Source organism: Vibrio sp. T13N (assembly GCF_032970445.1).
GTDB lineage: Bacteria > Pseudomonadota > Gammaproteobacteria > Enterobacterales > Vibrionaceae > Vibrio > Vibrio diabolicus.
In genome coordinates, this window is record NZ_JAWJYE010000008.1 from 1 (window position 1) to 18,563 (window position 18,563).

Here is an 18,563-nt window from a genome sequence, read left to right on the forward strand (position 1 = left end):
GAGGAGTAGGACATCGCCAGGCTTTAAATTTTGGACACTTGCTGATTACAAGCGAGTGATACCACTGCGGAGTGGTAGTTCAGTTGGTTAGAATACCGGCCTGTCACGCCGGGGGTCGCGGGTTCGAGTCCCGTCCACTCCGCCACTTATTTGAGAGTCGTCTCATTAAACACGAACTGCAGGGGTGTAGCTCCAATTGGCAGAGCAGCGGATTCCAAATCCGCGTGTTGGGAGTTCGAATCTCTCCACCCCTGCCATATATCAAGGCTCTGACTTAGGTCGGAGCCTTTTTCGTTTCTAACGAATAGTTGTCGATATCTGATACATATTGATCTTAAGAACATATTACATCGGTGACTTAAGCCATTCTATTTCCCTTGCAATAGATTGCGTCACTAAGCTTCGGTGTATCATTTTACCCCTTCTTACCTCTGTTCATACTCCCATTATTCTTCGTTAGTGAGCTAGTTGATTTACTACTTGATCTATATGACGTGTATAGAAAAGGTTAGTGGTTACATTGGCTTGGATGATTACTGACTTGGTTCCTGTTATTATCATGAGTTAATGCTAATAATTAGGAAGTAAGTTTATGCCACATTTTCGATTCCGTGCTGTAGAGCCGCAAGCTGTTCAGGCACTATCAAAGCCTCTGACGGATGAACTTCAGCCTCTGATGGACTGTCCGCGTGAGGATTTTACTTTTGAGTATATCTACACTACGTTTTTCAATGAGGGCGAGGTGAGTGCTGCATATCCTTTTGTCGAAGTGCTTTGGTTTGATCGTGGTCAGGAAGTACAAGATAAAGTTGCTAAGCTTATTACACAGCAAGTTCGTGGTATTGCTGGTGCGGATATTGATGTTGCAGTTATCTTTTCAGCTTTATCCCCTAAAGCTTATTACGATAATGGCGAACACTACTAAAGGCTAAAATCTATGAAGCTGAGTTTCATTGTATCTTTGGGTTTATGTTTCTCAGCTTCTGTATACTCTACTCCTTGGGAGTCTGTTGCTAATCCTACCCAAAATTCTTCTTCCTCTATTGGTAGCTATGCTAACGGTTGTTTGGATGGTGCATTACCTTTGCCTCTTGATGGCGTTGGTTATCAAGTTTTACGTAGTAAAACGAAACGCTACTATGGGCACCCTAAAACGATAGAGTTTATTGAAAACCTAGCGCTTAAAGCTAATCAAAATCTCAACACAACGCTGCTTATAGGTGACCTGTCTTTACCAAGAGGAGGAAGGTTTTCTTCTGGCCATTCTAGTCACCAAACTGGGTTAGATATTGATATCTGGTTAAGACTCGCTGACCAACCGCTTTCTTATAACGAATTACAACTCCCTAAGCCAATGAGTGTGGTGGACTTAAAAGGGTATTCCATACTTAACCATCGCTGGGAAGATAGGCACTTTAGGCTGATTAGATATGCTGCACAGAGTGAGGATGTTGCACGAATTTTTGTACATCCTGTCATTAAGGAGCAGCTTTGCTCGCAAGAAGAAGGCAAAGAACGTTCTTGGTTACGTAAAGTTCGCCCTTGGTGGGGGCATCATTATCACTTCCACGTCAGGTTATCTTGTCCTGAGTCGAGTGGCTACTGTGTTGAACAAGCTCTGCCTCCCGCTGGTGATGGTTGTGGGGTAGAGCTCGCTAGTTGGGGACCGAAAGTTAAGCCTATCGATAAGCCGCCGTCTGCGAAAGTTATTGCTAAGCCCAAGCGAAAAAAAGCGATTCCACCGCAATGCCAATCACTTATCTCTACTAACTAGAGTGACTCTACAGGTTTATATTCCCTTACGTATCTCTTTTATGAAACTGGAGAAACATCATACTTTTGTCTACAGTGAATAATACCAATACAAAAACTAACCTAATTAGTTTTGGTGACATAATATAGAAATCTAAATTAAACAAAGAGTTGTAGTATAGATAAGTCGTAACTTCTCTGTTTAGAAAGATCTTTCGTCACGATACTTTGGTTTCTTAGCAATATGTCTGTCAGTTGGCTAGCGAAGCAATAACAAGGCAGACAAGTGTGTGAGGCGGGAATGGATACTTTTCCTGCTAGAAGAGTAAATCAAGGATAAAACCATGACTATGATTTGTGCAAAAGAATTTGCAGAGTGGTTAAGACACAGATTTAGCAGTGAAACGAAAGGGGTCTTATTGACTCGGGTTGATGTAAACCACCTGACAGGACGTCAGCGTCTTGATCCCGGATTTGTTAATGATGTGCATTACGAGCTGATGCAATATGGAATGGCTTTCGTTACGGACACGAGCCGAGAAAACTTTTATCTTGTGCCGGTTTCCCAAGCTGAAAATTGGCGAGATCGGTTAGAGTCTCATTTTGAAAAAGAGTTGTTTTGTAATATCTATCCTATTGAAAAGTCGGGTTAAAAAAAGGTTCAACTTTGTCTCCAAAGTTGAACCTACTTGTTCTTATGCTAACCCTTGAATAATCACGAACTTCTCCAGTAACTGCTCTTCTGTTTCTATATGCTCCGGGTCTGTGATGATGCATTTTGTAATCGGACACACTGACTGACAGGTCGGCTTTTCGTAATGTCCCTTACACTCTGTACATAGAGCTGGGTCAATCTCGAAAATGCTTTCTCCCATGCTGATTGCCCCGTTGGGGCATTCGGGATCGCACATGTCGCAGTTGATGCATTTGTCAGTAATGAGCAAGGCCATGATTACTTACCAGTCGGGTTACGGGTGTCCTGCCCTGAGTTTAAGTTACGCATCAATAGACCGTACTCTAAATCTAGATCTGCTGGTACTGGAATGAAGACGAAGTGACCATTCCCTTTGGCATCCTCAATAGACTCTGACTTACGGTTTTCCATCGCTTCTAGCGTGAAAACAACATTACCTTTTGGCGTCATTAGCTCAAGACTATCACCGACAAGGAATTTGTTTTTCACTTCTACTTCAGCCATATCACCACGACGTTTACCAGTGAACTCACCGACAAACTGTTGAGCATCAGAGACTGAGTAGCCGTAATCGTAATTTTGGTAGGTGTCGTGAGTATGACGACGTAGGAAGCCTTCGGTATAGCCACGGTGAGCTAGGCTCTCTAGTGTGCCCATTAGGCTTTCATCAAATGGTCGGCCTGCTACAGCGTCATCAATCGCTTTACGGTAAACCTGTGCAGTACGAGCACAGTAATAGAATGATTTAGTACGACCTTCGATTTTCAGCGAGTGCACACCCATCTTAGTTAAGCGCTCAACATGCTGTACCGCACGTAGGTCTTTTGAGTTCATGATGTAAGTGCCGTGCTCATCTTCGTACGCTGCCATTTTTTCTTCTGGACGGTGCGCTTCAGAAAGTAGAACGACTTCATCCGTTGGTTTACCACGACCAATTGTGGTTTCAGGGCGTTCGTCTTGTACTTCGACAGGCTGTGCTTCAGATGGGTCAAATTTCTCTACGATATCACCAGCGTCGTTTTCTTTGCCTTCTTCCACTTTGTATTCCCAACGGCACGCGTTGGTGCAAGTGCCTTGGTTAGGATCACGTTTGTTGATGTAACCAGAAAGTAGGCAACGACCAGAATAAGCCATGCATAATGCACCGTGAACGAATACTTCAAGTTCAGTTTCAGGACAATGCTCACGAATTTCTTCGATTTCTTCTAAAGATAGTTCACGAGAAACGATCACACGTTCCACGCCATTCGCTGCCCAGAACTTAACAGTCGCCCAGTTTACAGCGTTTGCTTGTACAGAAAGGTGAATTGGCATTTCTGGGAAAGCTTCACGAACCATCATGATTAGGCCTGGATCTGACATGATCAATGCGTCAGGACCCATTTCTACGATTGGTTTAAGATCACGGATGAAGGTTTTTAGCTTCGAGTTGTGTGGTTGAATGTTACATACCACATAAAGCTTTTTGCCTAGAGCATGTGCTTCATCGATACCGATTTTTAGGTTTTCGTGGTTAAACTCATTGTTACGTACGCGGAGGCTGTAGCGAGGTTGGCCAGCGTAAACTGCATCTGCGCCGTAGGCGAATGCGTAACGCATGTTTTTCAGGCTTCCCGCTGGAGACAGTAGCTCAGGTACGAATGCTTTCTCAGTTGTCATTGCTCAATTCTCTTTTATCTGATCACAAGTCAGGCCAATTCCACCTAATGGAAATGGGGCGCAAATTTTACGTCAAAATGTGAACTGTGACTAGGGTAATTGTGCTTCAGATAGAAAAACGCCCTCAAAAAAAGTGAGGGCGTTATGGTTGACCTTTATACAGTATTAAGCGTTGGGATTTGGTAAGCCGCCTAGCGCATCGTATAGGTTGGGTAGGAAAGCACTGAACTCCCCACACATCAGAGAGAAGTCTGCATCAAATCGAGCTGCTTGATCTTCACGTGGAATATCGTCATTTTGATCTTTCAATTCATCAGAGAATTTTAGACGCTTAATACCCGCATCTTCTGTCATGATGAATTCAATACGATCTTGCCAATTAAGTGCAAGCTTCGTTACGACTTTATCTGCTGCGATGTGGTTGCGGATTTCATCTGTGGTCAGCTCTTGCTTCTTACAACGAATCACGCCACCTTCTTCAAGCACGGATTTTAGCTCAGCTTCGTCCATCATGGTGATACCTTGAGGTGTGTCGCCCGTTTTCACCCACTCGGTTAGCGTTGTTTCAATCGCTACTTCTGGAATGGCAGGAACAACAGGTAAACTACCCATGGTTTTACGAAGTAGTGCTAATACGTCTTCCGCTTTTTTGTAGCTGCTTGCGTCAACAAGGATGAACCCTTCTTTTGGCATGATGAGCACGTGAGTGTGGCTGCTGCGGCTAAATGCGCGAGGCAGTAAATCCATTACGATGTCATCTTTCAGGTTGTCTTTCTCTTTCTTCTTCAGAGGACGACCTTCTTGCGCTTCCATTGCTTCTACTTTTGCATTCAATGACTCTTTGATCACTGAGGCAGGTAGCATTTTCTCTTCTTTCTTGGCGCAAATCAGAATGCGGTTTTCTGACACGTGAGTCATCATGTCGCCATGTCTACCCATTGCACTGACCCAGCCAAATTTCTGTTTATCTTGACTGCCACATGGGGTGAATCGGAATTCAGACAGTTGAGTTTCTAGTTGTTCGGCGTTGAAAGTAACCTCGCGGTTAACGCGGTATACCAGACAGTTTTTAAACCACATAAATCTTCTCTAGGCTTGATGACAAGGGACTAATCATAGGGAATTTTTGTGCTGATGTCTTAATAGAAATGAAAAATATCCGAATGAACCTCAAAAGAAAGTTATATGAAAATTTGTTTTCAAAGGTCACAAAAGTGTCATAATTGGTAGTGATAATGCTTATGCATAGAGGGGCGCTTTGTCTCTTAAATTCATTAGCTCAACGAACATAAGGTTACTCAATTATGTCTAGAAGGATTCTGGTTGTTGAAGACGAAGCTCCTATTCGCGAAATGCTGTGCTTCGTACTTGAGCAGAAAGGTTACCAAGCGGTAGAAGCGGAAGATTACGATACTGCAGTAACCAAACTGGCTGAACCCTTCCCTGATTTAGTTTTACTGGATTGGATGTTACCAGGCGGCAGCGGCATTAACTTCATCAAGCATATGAAGCGAGAGGAATTAACGCGCAACATTCCAGTTGTGATGCTTACCGCTCGTGGTGAAGAAGAAGATAAAGTGCGCGGTTTAGAAGTCGGTGCGGATGACTACATTACTAAGCCATTCTCTCCTAAAGAGTTGGTTGCCCGCTTAAAAGCGGTGATTCGTCGCGTAACCCCGACCGCACTGGAAGACGTAATTGATGTGCAGGGATTGAAGCTTGATCCTGTATCACACCGTGTCACGGCTAATGATGCACCATTAGATATGGGCCCAACAGAGTTTAAAATGCTGCATTTTTTCATGACGCATCAAGAGCGTGTGTACAGCCGTGAGCAGCTATTAAACAATGTTTGGGGTACTAACGTGTATGTTGAAGATCGTACGGTCGATGTTCATATTCGCCGCCTGCGTAAAGCATTGGAAGCCGCAGGTCATGATAAGCTGATCCAAACTGTTCGTGGTGCTGGATACCGCTTCTCGACAAAGGCATAAATTAACACGCAGCTTATCGGTACCATTTCTGGAGTTATGAGTGGTTGAAAGATTAACGTGGAAAAAGCTGGCCTGGGAGCTGGCTTTTTTTTACACCCCATGGGTGATAGTAGGTTGGATATTCGGTTATATGCCGTGGTTGCTTTTGGCAGCTACGGCATTGCAGCTTGTGTGGCATTTGCATAACCAAGTACGTTTATCTTCTTGGTTATGGGATGAAAAGCGCCTTACGCCACCGTCTGGTAGCGGTAACTGGGAATCTTTGTTCAATGGCTTGTATCGCTTACAGCAGCGCCAACGCCGTAAACGCAAAGAGCTTACTAATCTCATTCGCCGATTCAGAAATGGTGCGGAATCCTTACCCGATGCCGTCGTGGTGTTCCGTGCTGAAGGCAATATCGTTTGGTGTAACAAACTGGCTCAACACTTATTGGGTTTCCATTGGCCGGAAGACTCTGGTCAACCTATCTCCAACCTCATTCGTACGCCTGACTTTATCAAGTACCTCAACAAGAAAGACTTCTCTGAGCCATTGGAAATGCGTTCACCACTCAATGTCGAACGCATGCTAGAACTACGTATCGTACCGTATACCGAAGGTGAACATTTGATGGTGGTGCGTGATGTTAGCCAGTTAAAACAACTTGAGGGAATGCGCCGTAATTTCTTTGCTAACGTTTCTCATGAACTGCGTACACCAATGACGGTGCTACAAGGTTATTTGGAGATGACAGAAGACCCTGACATGGTTGTGGGCCCAATGTGGAGCAAAGCGCATGGCGTCATGACGGAGCAGCTCAACCGCATGAACAGTTTGGTGAACCAATTACTGACGCTATCTAAAATTGAAGCGGCACCTATGCATGAGCTTGAAGAAGTCGTGAATGTACCTGCGATGCTCGAAGTACTAGAAAAAGAGGCGGTCAGCCTTAGCGGGGACAACCAACATAAATTGAAATTTGATGTTGATGCTAGCCTACGCGTACTGGGCGATGATGACCAGTTACGCAGTGCTATCTCCAACCTTGTTTATAATGCTGTCAAATACACACCACCTGGTGCAAACATTAATGTTCGTTGGTTCCAGACATCTCAAGGCGCATGCTTAGAGGTGGAGGATAGTGGTGATGGTATAGAACCTCAGCACCTCCATCGACTTACTGAGCGTTTTTATCGCGTCGATAAAGCAAGATCACGCGATACCGGAGGGAGTGGGTTAGGGTTGGCCATTGTAAAACACGCGCTGAGCCACCATGACTCTCATTTAGAAATTCACAGTGAAGTAGGTGTGGGCAGTAAGTTTTCTTTCGTATTGCCTGAGCGTTTGGTGGTGAAATAATGGCGTTACGATTGGCAAAAACATTCAGTTTATTCGCGCTTGTTTGTTCCGGTATGGCTGCCGCTCAAGATAAACCATTGCCGAATTATCATAAAACGACTGGGATTGTTGGGAACTTGCTCTCTGTCGGCTCCGATACGCTTGCGGGCATGACGACACTTTGGGTTGAAGAGTTTAAATCCATTTACCCGAATATTAATGCGCAAGTCCAAGCGTCTGGCTCTTCTACTGCTCCCCCTGCATTGACCGAACAAACTGCTCAGTTTGGTCCCATGAGCCGTCCTATGCGTTTAAGAGAGGTTGAAGCGTTTGAACGTGAACATGGTTACAAGCCAACGGCGCTTAGGGTAGCCATCGATGCTATCGGTATTTTTGTCCATCAAGACAATCCAATTCAAGGGCTCAACTTTAGTCAGTTAGATGCTTTGTTTTCTGCAACTCTGCGCTGTGGTGAAAGTCAATTCGTCACAAACTGGCAGCAACTAGGTCTTGAATCACAGTGGGCAAAGCGAAACGTGCAGTTGTTTGGTCGTAACTCCGTTTCTGGAACTTATGGTTACTTCAAAAGCAATGCCTTGTGTGGCGGAGATTTCAAGACCCGAGTTAACGAGCAGCCAGGCTCCGCGTCAGTTGTGCAAGCTGTAGCGTCAACCATCAGTGGAATCGGTTATTCCGGTGTCGGTTATCGAGTGGCAGGTGTACGCTTAGTTCCTGTGGCAAAAATGGGAAATGACTATGTGACGCCAACGCGAGAACATATTGTTAGTGGTAAGTACCCACTATCACGTTACTTATATGTATATGTGAATAAGCACCCGGATTACCCATTAACACCAATAGAAGCCGAGTTTATTCGCTTTATTTTCTCCGCTCAGGGGCAAGCGTTGGTTGAGAAAGATGGCTATGTGCCCATTACAGCAGATTTTGCAGAAGAAGAATTAAAAAAAGTCGGCCTGTAAGCCGACTTTTTGTTTAGGTATGAACAGCACGAGATCAGAAAGTGAGTGTCCACTTCGCGCTGTCCCAACGTTCTTGTTCTTCCTGTAAATCAGCATGAAGCAATTTGTTGTTTTCTAGCCATGCTTTATCTGTGCACGTAAGAATCCATTCATCATTTTTGATGGATAAAGTGATATCAGGCAATGGATCTTCGTTACGCTGTCCATTTAATACGATAGAAAGTCGTAATATTTTGATGAGGCTTATCACGTCACTTTGTTTGTAGAGGTTGAAATCTGGCAGTTCTTGCAGTTTAAGTGCTTTGCGTTGGAAGCGGGCTAATGTTGCGAGCACTAATTGCTGTTCACGGTTGAAGCCTTGTAGAGTGGAATGCAACAGAATATAGAAAGAGTGGCGATGGAAGCTACGTAAGTTGATACTTAATCCGACTTCATGAAGCAATGCTGCCCATTCTAGTAAGTCAAATAACTCACTCTTTTTCTTAATGCCTAGTTCAGAGCGCACCTGACATAACATCTCACGTGCATGGCCTTTAACACGAGCAGCATGCTCTAAGTCAACTCGGTGTTTGTTGGCTAAATTTTCAGTTGTGCGCATACGTATATCGGAGCGCGCAAAACGCTCTTCCATTTCGTACAACAGACCTTCGCGCAGAGCACCATCGGAGAAAAACATCTGCTCAATGCGAAGTGCTTTGAAAATTGCGGACAAAATTGCCACGCCTGCCGCGAATACGGGCTTACGTTCTTCTGTTAAACCTGTCAGTTCAATCTCTTCAATTGAATCAAAATTACACAGAGTTTCAATAAGCGTGTCCAGTCTCTTCGCGGTGATCAGGCCATCTTCAAAACCTAATCCTACTAGCACTTCTTGAATCGCTTTGATGGTTCCTGATGAGCCGAGAGCGATATCCCAGCCTTTTTTACGGTATGCTGAAGCGATGGACTCGAGTTTTTGCTCGGCGGCTAACATCGCTTTATTGAAGTTTTTCCCAGACAGTTTGCCGTTTTTAAAATATTGCTCTGTAAAGCTGACGCATCCCATCTGTTTACTGTTGAGAAGCTCAGGTTCAAACTCTTGTCCAATGATCATTTCGGTACTGCCGCCGCCAATATCAACGACCAACTTGGAGTTTGACTCTACTTGAGTGTGAGCGACACCTAAGTAAATCAAGCGGGCTTCTTCTTCCCCTGGGATGATTTCTATTGGGAAGGGCATCACTTCTTTCGCACGCTCAATGAATAGATGAGCATTTTTAGCGCGTCTTAGTGTGTGTGTCGCGGCGATACGCACATTCGACTCATCAAGCCCTTGCAGTCTCTCTGCGAACATGGCTAAACACTCTAACGCACGTTCCATCGCGGAATGACTTAAGTTCAATTCACTGTCGAGTCCTGATGCTAAGCGAACACGCTGTTTATGACGGCTAACCAGTTGTAAGTCACTGCCTACAACCTTGGCCACCACCATGTGGAAACTGTTTGAGCCGAGGTCTATCGCGGCAATGTAGCGAGTATCTTGTTCAAGTATTTGAGGCATCTGAATTTTGTTTTCTAGTTTGCTTTTCTATATTTTTAAGATAGTCATAGATAGCGATTTGAGAACGAACTTTTTTGCGATTACCTCGTGGTACGTAAGCGTTGCTCATTTCCTTATCTATAAAACGAGCCTTTACTGTATCGGTAAAATGGATATTCGTTATATCAATAATTCTCTGTTTCAAACGTGGATCACGGACTGGCGCCGCCACCTCAATGCGGTGATCGATATTTCTTGTCATCCAGTCAGCAGAAGAGATATAGACTTGCGGATCGCCATCGTTATGGGTAATCACCACGCGTGGGTGTTCCAAAAAGCGGTCAACAATACTGATGATGCGAATATTGTCGCTGATCCCCTCAATGCCCGGTACTAATGAGCACATGCCGCGAATGATCATATTTATTTTCACTCCCGCCGTACTTGCTCCATATAGCTTATTGACGATGCCCTTATCGACTAGGTTATTGACCTTGATCGTAAGAGCGGCTTTCTTTCCTAGCTTGGCATTCGCAATTTCATTATCAATTAAGCGGTAGATTTGGGTTCGAGAATTACGTGGAGATACCATGAGGTGGTTGAACTTCACTGGGCGGTATGGATTCTCAATATAACCGAAGACATTACGAACTTCGTTAGTGATTTCTTGATCTGCGGTAAGGAGAGAGAAGTCGGTATAAATTCGTGCCGTCTTCTCATGGAAGTTGCCTGTGCCGATGTGCGCGTAGCGAATAATTTCTTCACCTTCACGGCGACTGATCATCAATAGCTTTGAGTGAATCTTAAGGCCAGGCGCTCCGAAGATGACGTGCACACCAGCTTCGGTCAACACTTTTGACCATTCGATATTGGCTTCTTCATCAAAGCGAGCCTGCAGCTCCACGACCACTGTGACATTTTTTCCGTTGTGCACCGCATCAATTAATGAGTTCATCAAGCGAGAATCTTTCGCGACGCGATAAATGTTAATCTTGATACTAAGTACTTTTGGATCGAAGGAGGCCTGGCGTACCAACTCACTAATGTGGTCAAAAGTGTGGTAGGGGTAATAGAGTAGAATATCTTTCGCTTTAATCGCATCAAAGCTGTTAGCGTAACCTTCGAAATCGGCGCATTTCATTGGTGGAAGCGGTTTATTTTCAAGGTACTCTCGCCCAACATTTGGAAACGCAATGAAGTCTTTAAAATTGTGATAGCGGCCGCCGGGGATAAGGTTATCGTAATTAGAGATATTGAGCTTGTTACAAAGAAACTCTAGCATTTGGGGCGGCATATCACGTTCGTAGACGAAGCGAACGGGCTTTGCTGTCAGTCGCTGATTGACACCTTCAGACATTTGTTCGAGCAAGCTGTATTCGATTTCGTTGCGTAAATCGTATTCGGCGTCACGCGTCATTTTCATCGCATAGCCGCTAAGCTCATCATAATCAAAAAAGCCTTTGAACAGCTCATCCAAACAGTGGCGGATAATATTATCAAGTAAGATGATGGTTTTTCGACGCTTTCCTTTCTGTTCTGGTACCATCACAAAGCGGGGAAGGTGATCGGTCGGAATTTCGATCAAAGCGTATTGGTAATGTTCTTCTTTACGTAGCTCTACGGCGATGTAAGCGTACTCGTCTTTGAGAAATTGCAGAACATCGATCTCATCTTTCATTAGCAGAGGGGTGATATGCGGCATGACCTCTCTACGGAAGTATTTCGCGATCCACTTTTGCTGCGATTCATCCAGTTGTTGCTCGTTGACCAAGAAAATGCGACGTCGCGCCATTTCTCGAATCAATTCGCTGTAAAGCTCATCAAATTGTTCGTTAAGCTTGAGTGCTTTCGACTGCATTTTGGTTAACAGTCGTTTAGGGCTATCGCTGCCACCGCGCTCTTGGCTGATTAGGATTCTGCGCTTCACGTCCGCAAAGCGTACTTTGTAAAATTCATCTAAATTGTTGGAAAAAATCCCAAGAAAGCGAATACGTTCGATCAAAGGGACGGTTTTATCGGCAGCTTCTTGTAATACTCGTTCGTTGAAAGACAACCAACTAAGTTCTTTTTCTATATATAGTTTTTCTGCGCTCATAACCTTACCTAGCCAAAAGTGAAGTAATACGTACTCATCTTGGAAAAATGGATGAGTGAGAACATTATGAGATTTTCATTACAGATTTATTTCATACCACGCATTGCATAAGAGTTGTATTCTTTTCAGGTGTTTAATGTGATCTGTAATATAATTGTCATCTTAACGACATATTCTAGTACTAAGTCAAAAAAGGTAGAGATTTAAATGGCACAAGCCGAGTTTTCATTGCAGGAAAAAGATAAGAAACGACTGATAAAAGATCGTTTAGTTCGACTTGCAGTGACATCCGGTGGTGTCGGCGTTCTCGCGGCGCTTATTTTGATCTTTGTCTACCTCGCCATGGTGATCATTCCGCTTTTTTCTGATGCGGAGATCAAAACCAACCAAGCCATTCGAGCCACCCATATTGAAACACCACTGGCGATTTCGGTGGATGATTACGCTCAGCTCGCGTTCGTTCTAACCCAAAGTGGTGAGATTCAATATTTGTCGATGGACGATCCTACGAAGCCTGCTGTGTATAAACAGCAAATCGTCCAGGAACCCGTCGCTTTCTCTCAATCTGCTCCTGGACTAGGTTGGTATGGGGTTGTTGATGGGCAGGGTAAAGCGCACCTTTTTAAGCCTGAATTTAATGCCACGTTGAGAGAAAATACACGTCCTCCGGAAGTGATTGAGCTAGACACCAGCATGGATCTGACGCTGAGTACGCCTCAAGATCCTGTGACTCAGTTTGTGTTTGCAGCTTCAACGCCCTTACCAACAATTGTTTGGCAGACACAAAGCGGTGAAGTGAAGGCTCGTTGGCAAGTGGCTTCGTCTTTGGGTACGCCTCCGACAACGATCGATTTTACGTTCTCTTCAGGCTTTGATGCACCTCAGCAAATGTTATTGACACCGGATGGTGAAACGCTTTATTTACGCGATGGCTCTGAGTTGATCGTGTTAAAGAAAACCGCACGTAAATTTGCTGTGCGAGAGGTGGTCGACCTCACTCAAGGTGATAAGAAGCACTCCGTTCGTACAATGGACCTACTGGCTGGTGCTTACTCGCTTTTGGTGACACACAACGATGGTCGGGTGTCGCAATGGTTTGATACGCTGCAAGAAGAGAGACGCACGTTAACGCATATTCGTGATTTTAAATTGGCATCAGAGCTTAAGTATTTGTTGCCGGATTCTCATCGAAAAGGATTTTATAGCTTTTACACCAACGGCACGTTGCAAAGCCATTATACAACCAGTGAAAAACTGGTGTTGTTTAAGCGTGCTTACAATCAAGCGCCCGCAATCGCAGCAATGTCTAACAATGAACGCTACTTAATCACTTGGCAAAGTAATGAGTTAAATGTTGCGGAAGTGGACAATGCCTATCCGGAAATTTCATTGTCCTCATTATGGCAAGAAGTGTGGTACGAAGGGTATCCTGAGCCTGAATTTGTGTGGCAATCGACTTCGGCGAGCGATAACTTTGAGGCTAAGTTCAGCCTAGTACCTATTGCGTTTGGGACGATAAAAGCGGCGATGTTTGCGATGCTGTTTTCAGTACCGCTCGCAGTGCTAGGTGCTATTTATACGGCGTACTTTATGTCGCCACGCATGCGTCGTGTCGTAAAACCGTCGATTGAGCTAATGGAAGCACTGCCGACGGTGATCATTGGTTTCCTCGCGGGGCTGTGGTTCGCGCCTATTGTCGAAGATCACCTGATTACGATCGTCGTCATGCTGTTTGTTTTGCCCTTGAGTACCATGATTATGGGCGGACTATGGGCATTAATACCGCAACCTGTGCGGAATCGTCTGCCTAATGGTTGGCATGCTTTAGTGCTCATGCCTGTCATATTAGTACTGATTGGGCTTGGCGTGTGGATTTCGCCTACGATTGAGCAGACGTTCTTTGGTGGCGATATGCGCTTATTCTTAACCGAGCATGGTATTGGTTACGATCAACGCAATGCATTGGTGGTGGGGTTAGCGATGGGGTTTGCTGTTATCCCGACGATTTTTACCATCGCCGAAGATGCCATTTTTTCTGTGCCGAAGCATTTATCGGATGGCTCTTTGGCATTAGGGGCCACGCCTTGGCAAACTTTAATCTATGTTGTCTTGCTTACCGCAAGCCCAGGTATTTTTTCTGCCATTATGATGGGCCTGGGACGCGCTGTTGGTGAAACCATGATTGTGTTAATGGCAACGGGCAATACGCCATTAATGGATTGGAATATTTTGGAAGGATTGCGCAGCCTGTCGGCGACCATCGCCGTTGAGTTGCCAGAGTCGGAAGTTGGAAGTTCGCATTATCGCCTGCTGTTCCTAGCTGCATTGATTTTGTTTGTGTTTACGTTTGCAGTAAACGCGCTTGCGGAGTGGGTTCGTCAGAGACTGAGAGACAAGTACCGTGCGTTGTAATAATGGTTTGAATAAAGAGCGAGTAATGACGTGTTAAATTGGATTCGTTCTGGCGCACCGTGGATATGGCTAACAGGCGGTGCAGTCAGCATCAGTTTGTTGTCGGTATTAGGGTTGTTACTCCTTATCGGCTGGAAAGGCCTGACTTACTTTTGGCCAGCGCCCTTGTATCAGTGGAATGTTGCAGCGCTGACCCCTGTACAAGGCGAAGTGCTACATGAAAATACTATTCTGATTGGTCAAGTGTATGAACGCAGCTTTGTACCGAAGAGTTATCTGCCTGAAAGCGCGGCGCAGCAATTAGAAGACGATGAAGACTTTGCTACGCGACTCAGTATCAAAATCGCCAACCGAGAGTTGTATCCCGCCGATTTTATCTCCGTATTGCAAATGCAGTTGGATGAGCCCACGACGCCAAAAGAGTGGGCAGTGATCGAGCGCAGTAGTGGCGGTTACTTTTTTGGTAAGCTGGTGGCGTTTCAGGATGGAGACAACTTATACACCAACGATATTCAATCCGTCTTGAACAAAAAACTGGATGATGCAGAAACTCTGCGCCATGAGATTGACTCTTTGGTTGTCGATCAGCTTAAAGAGCTTGGTTGGAAGCTAGAGCAGTTGCGATTAGAAAAGCGCAAGCATGAGTTGAATGACACGCTGACAGAAAGCTTCTTAAAGGAAAACCAGACGAAAAAAGAGCGGATAGAGAAAGCGCTTGCGACGTTAGATTTGCAACTTGATGGTTTACGACTTCAGCTCTCTGACTATGCCTTGATTGTCGAGGATATGACGGGGTCACAAGTATCGATTCCGCTCGAAGATATTTTGGACTACTGGTATCCAAACCAAATGTCATTGCCTGATAAAGTCATGCATTGGGGAAAACAGGTTTGGAAGTTTTTATCTGAAGATCCAAGAGAGTCAAACTCCGAAGGAGGCGTGTTCCCTGCGATATTTGGTACGGTTTTCTTAGTACTCATCATGTCGATCATTGTGATGCCACTCGGGGTGATCGCCGCTATCTATCTACATGAATACGCTAAGAATAACGCTCTAACCAGAGTTATTCGTATTGCGGTTATAAACCTAGCGGGTGTTCCATCGATTGTTTATGGCGTGTTTGGTTTAGGTTTCTTCGTTTATACGATTGGTGCCTCTATCGACAACGTATTCTATGCGGAGAAGCTACCGGCACCAACCTTTGGTACTCCGGGTTTGTTGTGGTCTGCACTAACTCTTGCCGTGCTGACGCTTCCAGTTGTGATTGTGACAACAGAAGAAGGTTTAACTCGTATTCCTAGTTCAGTACGACATGGTTCTCTGGCGCTTGGTGCAACTCAGTTCGAAACACTATGGCGTGTGGTTTTGCCTATGGCGACGCCAGCTATTATCACAGGGCTGATCCTTGCGATTGCGCGTGCAGCTGGCGAAGTAGCGCCACTGATGCTGGTGGGGGTCGTGAAATTGGCATCCAGTTTACCGGTTGACGGGCAATTCCCTTATGTGCATTTGGATAGAAAGTTCATGCATTTAGGTTTTCACATTTACGATGTTGGCTTTCAAACCTCCAACATCGAAGCGGCGCGACCATTAGTTTATGCCACCTCTTTCTTACTCGTGACAGTGATTGTCGGGCTAAACTTAACAGCAATCAGTATTCGCAATAATTTACGAGAAAAATACAGAACGTTAGGACAAGATTAAGTATGTTTAATTTTGATAGTACATTAGGTTATGAGCCACCATTGGACGTTCATAATTTAACGGATGAACAAACAGCAATCTCAATCGAGAACCTTAATCTGTTCTATGGTCAAACTCAGGCGCTGCATGATATTTCGATGCGAATTCCCAAAGGGCGAGTCACCGCTTTTATCGGTCCTTCAGGGTGTGGAAAGTCGACGTTATTACGTTGCATCAATCGCATGAACGACTTAGTGGAAGGGTGTCGAGTCACAGGTAAAGTGCGTCTACATGGCAAGAATGTTTATCATCCCAATGTCGATGTTGCGACACTTCGACGCCGAGTGGGGATGGTGTTTCAAAGGCCCAATCCATTTCCTAAGTCTATTTATGAAAATGTAGTTTATGGCTTACGCTTACAAGGTGTAAAAAACAGCCGCAGTTTAGATGACGCAGTGGAGCGATCCTTGCGCTCGGCGGCGTTGTGGGATGAGGTAAAAGACCGCTTGCATGAGAACGCATTTGGTTTATCTGGTGGTCAGCAACAGCGCTTGGTCATTGCGCGCGCGGTGGCGATTGAGCCGGAAGTCCTGTTATTGGATGAGCCGACATCAGCGTTGGATCCAATCTCAACTTTAACTATTGAAGAGCTTATCAATGAGCTTAAGACTCAATATACTGTCGTTATCGTTACCCATAACATGCAGCAAGCGGCGCGAGTGAGTGATCACACCGCATTCATTCATATGGGTAAGTTAATTGAATACTCTGACGCGGACTCGATCTTCACCTCGCCAATGAAGAAACAGACCGAAGATTACATTACGGGTCGATACGGTTAAGTCGCGACTCTATACGGAATAAGGAACATCATGCACTTTGGACGTCATATTTCAGGACAATTTAACGTAGAGCTAGAATCGATTCGTACTCATGTATTAACCATGGGTGGCTTGGTAGAACAGCAGCTTTCGTATGCTATTCAAGCCTTGCATAAAGAAGACATCGAACTGGCGCGTAAGGTTGTGCGTGACGATCATAAAGTGAATGCGATGGAAGTCTCGATCGATGACGCCTGCACACGCATTATTGCTAAGCGTCAGCCAACGGCAAAAGACTTGCGCTTAATCATGGCTATCATCAAAACGATCACTGATTTAGAACGTATCGGTGACGTGGCGACACGCATTGCTTACGTTGCCATTGAAAGCCCATCATCAAAAGAACGACAATTCCAAGTGTCGTTAGAGCCTCTCTGCCGTCAGGCAATTAATATGCTGCATCAGGTTTTGGATGCGTTTGCCCGCATGGATGTAGAAGCGGCAGCAGAGGTGCACAAACAAGATGACAAGCTAGACGCTGAATATGAAGCGGTAATTCGTCAGTTGATGACCTACATGATGGAAGACCCAAAAAATATTCCCAACATTCTGCAAGTGATGTGGTCTGCACGTGCCATTGAACGCGTGGGGGACCGTTGCCAGAACATTTGTGAATACATTATTTACTTCGTGAAAGGGAAAGATGTACGCCATCTAGGTGATCAAAGCATTGATGACGTACTGAAGTAACTGATTTCAATAAATAGACCAGCTTTTAGGCTGGTCTATTTATTTATTAGGGAAAGGGAAAGTACATCAATATTTATCAGGAACGAAGGTCTGATCATCAATGGGCGCTCTGACGTAACCTTCTTTATTGAGTTCAGGTAATTCGATGGGTGAGTACTCAAGTGCTTTGTAATCAATCTGGCTTAGTAAATGACTGATACAGTTCAAGCGCGCTTTCTTTTTATCATCAGAAGGGACGACCCACCAAGGGCAGTTTTTCGTGTCTGTATAGGCAAACATCTTATCTTTTGCTTCCGAATACTCCGCCCAGCGATGACGTGACTCCAAATCCATTGGGCTGAATTTCCAACGTTTGATCGGCGTATTAATTCGGCCTAGAAAACGTTTTTCCTGCTCTTCGTCTGAAACCGAAAACCAATACTTAATCAGAATAATCCCAGAGCGTTGCAACATTCTTTCGAATTCAGGACAAGAGCGTAAAAACTCTTCGTATTCGTCTGGAGTACAGAACCCCATGACTTTTTCGACACCTGCTCGGTTATACCAACTTCGGTCAAATAAAACGATTTCACCAGCAGATGGCAAATGAGCGACGTAACGTTGGAAGTACCATTGCGTTTTTTCTTTTTCTGTCGGTGCAGGCAGAGCGACCACGCGACAAACACGCGGGTTTAGCTTTTCTGTGATGCGTTTGATCACCCCGCCTTTGCCCGCAGCATCACGGCCTTCAAACAGAACCACCACTTTTAGCCCTTTGTGTTTGACCCACTCTTGAAGTTTAACGAGCTCAACTTGCAGGTTTTTGAGCTCCTTTTCGTATTCCTTTTTCTTCAATTTAGACATACACCTTTCCTCACTCCTTGATAAACAATATGTTAGCACTCAA

At 44.8% G+C, this 18,563-nt stretch carries 15 protein-coding genes, 2 tRNA genes and 2 pseudogenes; 13 read left to right on the forward strand and 6 right to left on the reverse strand.

Going from position 1 to position 18,563, the window contains the following annotated elements; genetic code table 11:
• Positions 1-68 precede the first annotated feature (68 nt).
• The 5 genes from R2S67_RS14245 to R2S67_RS14265 all read left to right on the forward strand — a co-directional run bounded on the left by R2S67_RS14245 (position 69) and on the right by R2S67_RS14265 (position 2,405).
• Positions 69-145: transfer RNA gene (locus R2S67_RS14245), tRNA-Asp, on the forward strand.
• 35 nt (positions 146-180) lie between these two features.
• Positions 181-257, forward strand: a tRNA-Trp gene (locus tag R2S67_RS14250).
• Between the two features lie 335 nt (positions 258-592).
• A complete protein-coding gene (locus tag R2S67_RS14255) occupies positions 593-925 on the forward strand; it encodes a DUF1904 domain-containing protein (RefSeq protein WP_005391613.1) in 333 nt (110 codons plus the stop codon).
• 12 nt (positions 926-937) lie between these two features.
• Entirely contained in the window at positions 938-1,774 is an 837-nt protein-coding gene (gene mepA, locus R2S67_RS14260) for a penicillin-insensitive murein endopeptidase (protein ID WP_145532438.1), read from the forward strand.
• A 322-nt stretch (positions 1,775-2,096) separates the two neighbouring features.
• Positions 2,097-2,405, forward strand: coding sequence for a hypothetical protein (locus tag R2S67_RS14265; protein WP_005391608.1), 309 nt, complete (start codon positions 2,097-2,099; stop codon positions 2,403-2,405).
• Positions 2,406-2,447: 42 nt separating this feature from the next.
• Here the strand turns inward: R2S67_RS14265 and R2S67_RS14270 are convergent, their stop codons facing one another.
• From R2S67_RS14270 to rdgC, 3 genes are all read right to left on the reverse strand, one after another.
• Entirely contained in the window at positions 2,448-2,702 is a 255-nt protein-coding gene (locus R2S67_RS14270; protein WP_065646335.1) for a YfhL family 4Fe-4S dicluster ferredoxin, read from the reverse strand.
• A gap of 2 nt (positions 2,703-2,704) precedes the next feature.
• Positions 2,705-4,105 (reverse strand): tRNA 5-hydroxyuridine modification protein YegQ, encoded by a 1,401-nt coding sequence (gene yegQ, locus R2S67_RS14275; protein ID WP_006741904.1) that lies wholly within the window; start codon positions 4,103-4,105, stop codon positions 2,705-2,707.
• A 165-nt stretch (positions 4,106-4,270) separates the two neighbouring features.
• Complete coding sequence (gene rdgC, locus R2S67_RS14280) at positions 4,271-5,185, reverse strand: recombination-associated protein RdgC (protein WP_005391604.1); 915 nt, start codon at positions 5,183-5,185, stop codon at positions 4,271-4,273.
• Between the two features lie 224 nt (positions 5,186-5,409).
• Between rdgC and phoB the strand changes: the two genes are divergently transcribed.
• Genes phoB through R2S67_RS14295 form a run of 3 tightly spaced genes read left to right on the forward strand, consistent with a single transcriptional unit; the run spans position 5,410 to position 8,397 of the window.
• Positions 5,410-6,099: a phosphate regulon transcriptional regulator PhoB gene (phoB, locus tag R2S67_RS14285; protein ID WP_005381752.1), complete on the forward strand. Its 690-nt coding sequence runs from the start codon at positions 5,410-5,412 to the stop codon at positions 6,097-6,099.
• Between the two features lie 40 nt (positions 6,100-6,139).
• Positions 6,140-7,438 carry a phosphate regulon sensor histidine kinase PhoR gene (gene phoR / locus R2S67_RS14290; protein WP_005383667.1) on the forward strand — a complete coding sequence of 433 codons (1,299 nt, stop codon included), beginning with the start codon at positions 6,140-6,142 and terminating at the stop codon, positions 7,436-7,438.
• Positions 7,438-8,397: a PstS family phosphate ABC transporter substrate-binding protein gene (locus tag R2S67_RS14295; protein ID WP_258634365.1), complete on the forward strand. Its 960-nt coding sequence runs from the start codon at positions 7,438-7,440 to the stop codon at positions 8,395-8,397. Before phoR ends, R2S67_RS14295 begins: the two co-directional genes overlap by 1 nt.
• 34 nt (positions 8,398-8,431) lie before the next feature.
• Here the strand turns inward: R2S67_RS14295 and ppx are convergent, their stop codons facing one another.
• Both ppx and ppk1 read right to left on the reverse strand, forming a co-directional pair.
• Entirely contained in the window at positions 8,432-9,937 is a 1,506-nt protein-coding gene (gene ppx / locus R2S67_RS14300) for an exopolyphosphatase (RefSeq protein WP_047010200.1), read from the reverse strand.
• Positions 9,921-12,011 (reverse strand): polyphosphate kinase 1, encoded by a 2,091-nt coding sequence (ppk1, locus tag R2S67_RS14305; RefSeq protein ID WP_005391598.1) that lies wholly within the window; start codon positions 12,009-12,011, stop codon positions 9,921-9,923. The genes ppx and ppk1 overlap by 17 nt, the downstream gene beginning before the upstream one ends.
• Before the next feature lie 207 nt (positions 12,012-12,218).
• On the opposite strand from ppk1, the gene R2S67_RS14310 reads away from it, so the two are divergent.
• From R2S67_RS14310 to phoU, 5 genes and pseudogenes are all read left to right on the forward strand, one after another.
• On the forward strand, positions 12,219-14,423 hold the full coding sequence (locus R2S67_RS14310; protein WP_317345225.1) for an ABC transporter permease subunit: 2,205 nt from the start codon (positions 12,219-12,221) through the stop codon (positions 14,421-14,423).
• 30 nt (positions 14,424-14,453) lie between these two features.
• Positions 14,454-14,685 (forward strand): annotated as a pseudogene (locus R2S67_RS22890) (phosphate ABC transporter, permease protein PstA); the annotation flags it as partial.
• Between the two features lie 65 nt (positions 14,686-14,750).
• Positions 14,751-16,127 (forward strand): annotated as a pseudogene (pstA, locus tag R2S67_RS14315) (phosphate ABC transporter permease PstA); the annotation flags it as partial.
• Positions 16,128-16,129: 2 nt separating this feature from the next.
• Positions 16,130-16,948 carry a phosphate ABC transporter ATP-binding protein PstB gene (gene pstB, locus R2S67_RS14320; RefSeq protein ID WP_005381745.1) on the forward strand — a complete coding sequence of 273 codons (819 nt, stop codon included), beginning with the start codon at positions 16,130-16,132 and terminating at the stop codon, positions 16,946-16,948.
• A 30-nt stretch (positions 16,949-16,978) separates the two neighbouring features.
• Positions 16,979-17,677, forward strand: a complete 699-nt coding sequence (gene phoU, locus R2S67_RS14325; RefSeq protein ID WP_005381744.1) for a phosphate signaling complex protein PhoU — start codon at positions 16,979-16,981, stop codon at positions 17,675-17,677.
• Positions 17,678-17,743: 66 nt separating this feature from the next.
• On the opposite strand, the gene ppk2 is transcribed toward phoU, so the two are convergent.
• The gene (ppk2, locus tag R2S67_RS14330; protein ID WP_005381743.1) at positions 17,744-18,520 is read right to left on the reverse strand and encodes a polyphosphate kinase 2; all 777 of its coding nucleotides are present in this window, start codon (positions 18,518-18,520) and stop codon (positions 17,744-17,746) included.
• Positions 18,521-18,563 lie beyond the last annotated feature (43 nt).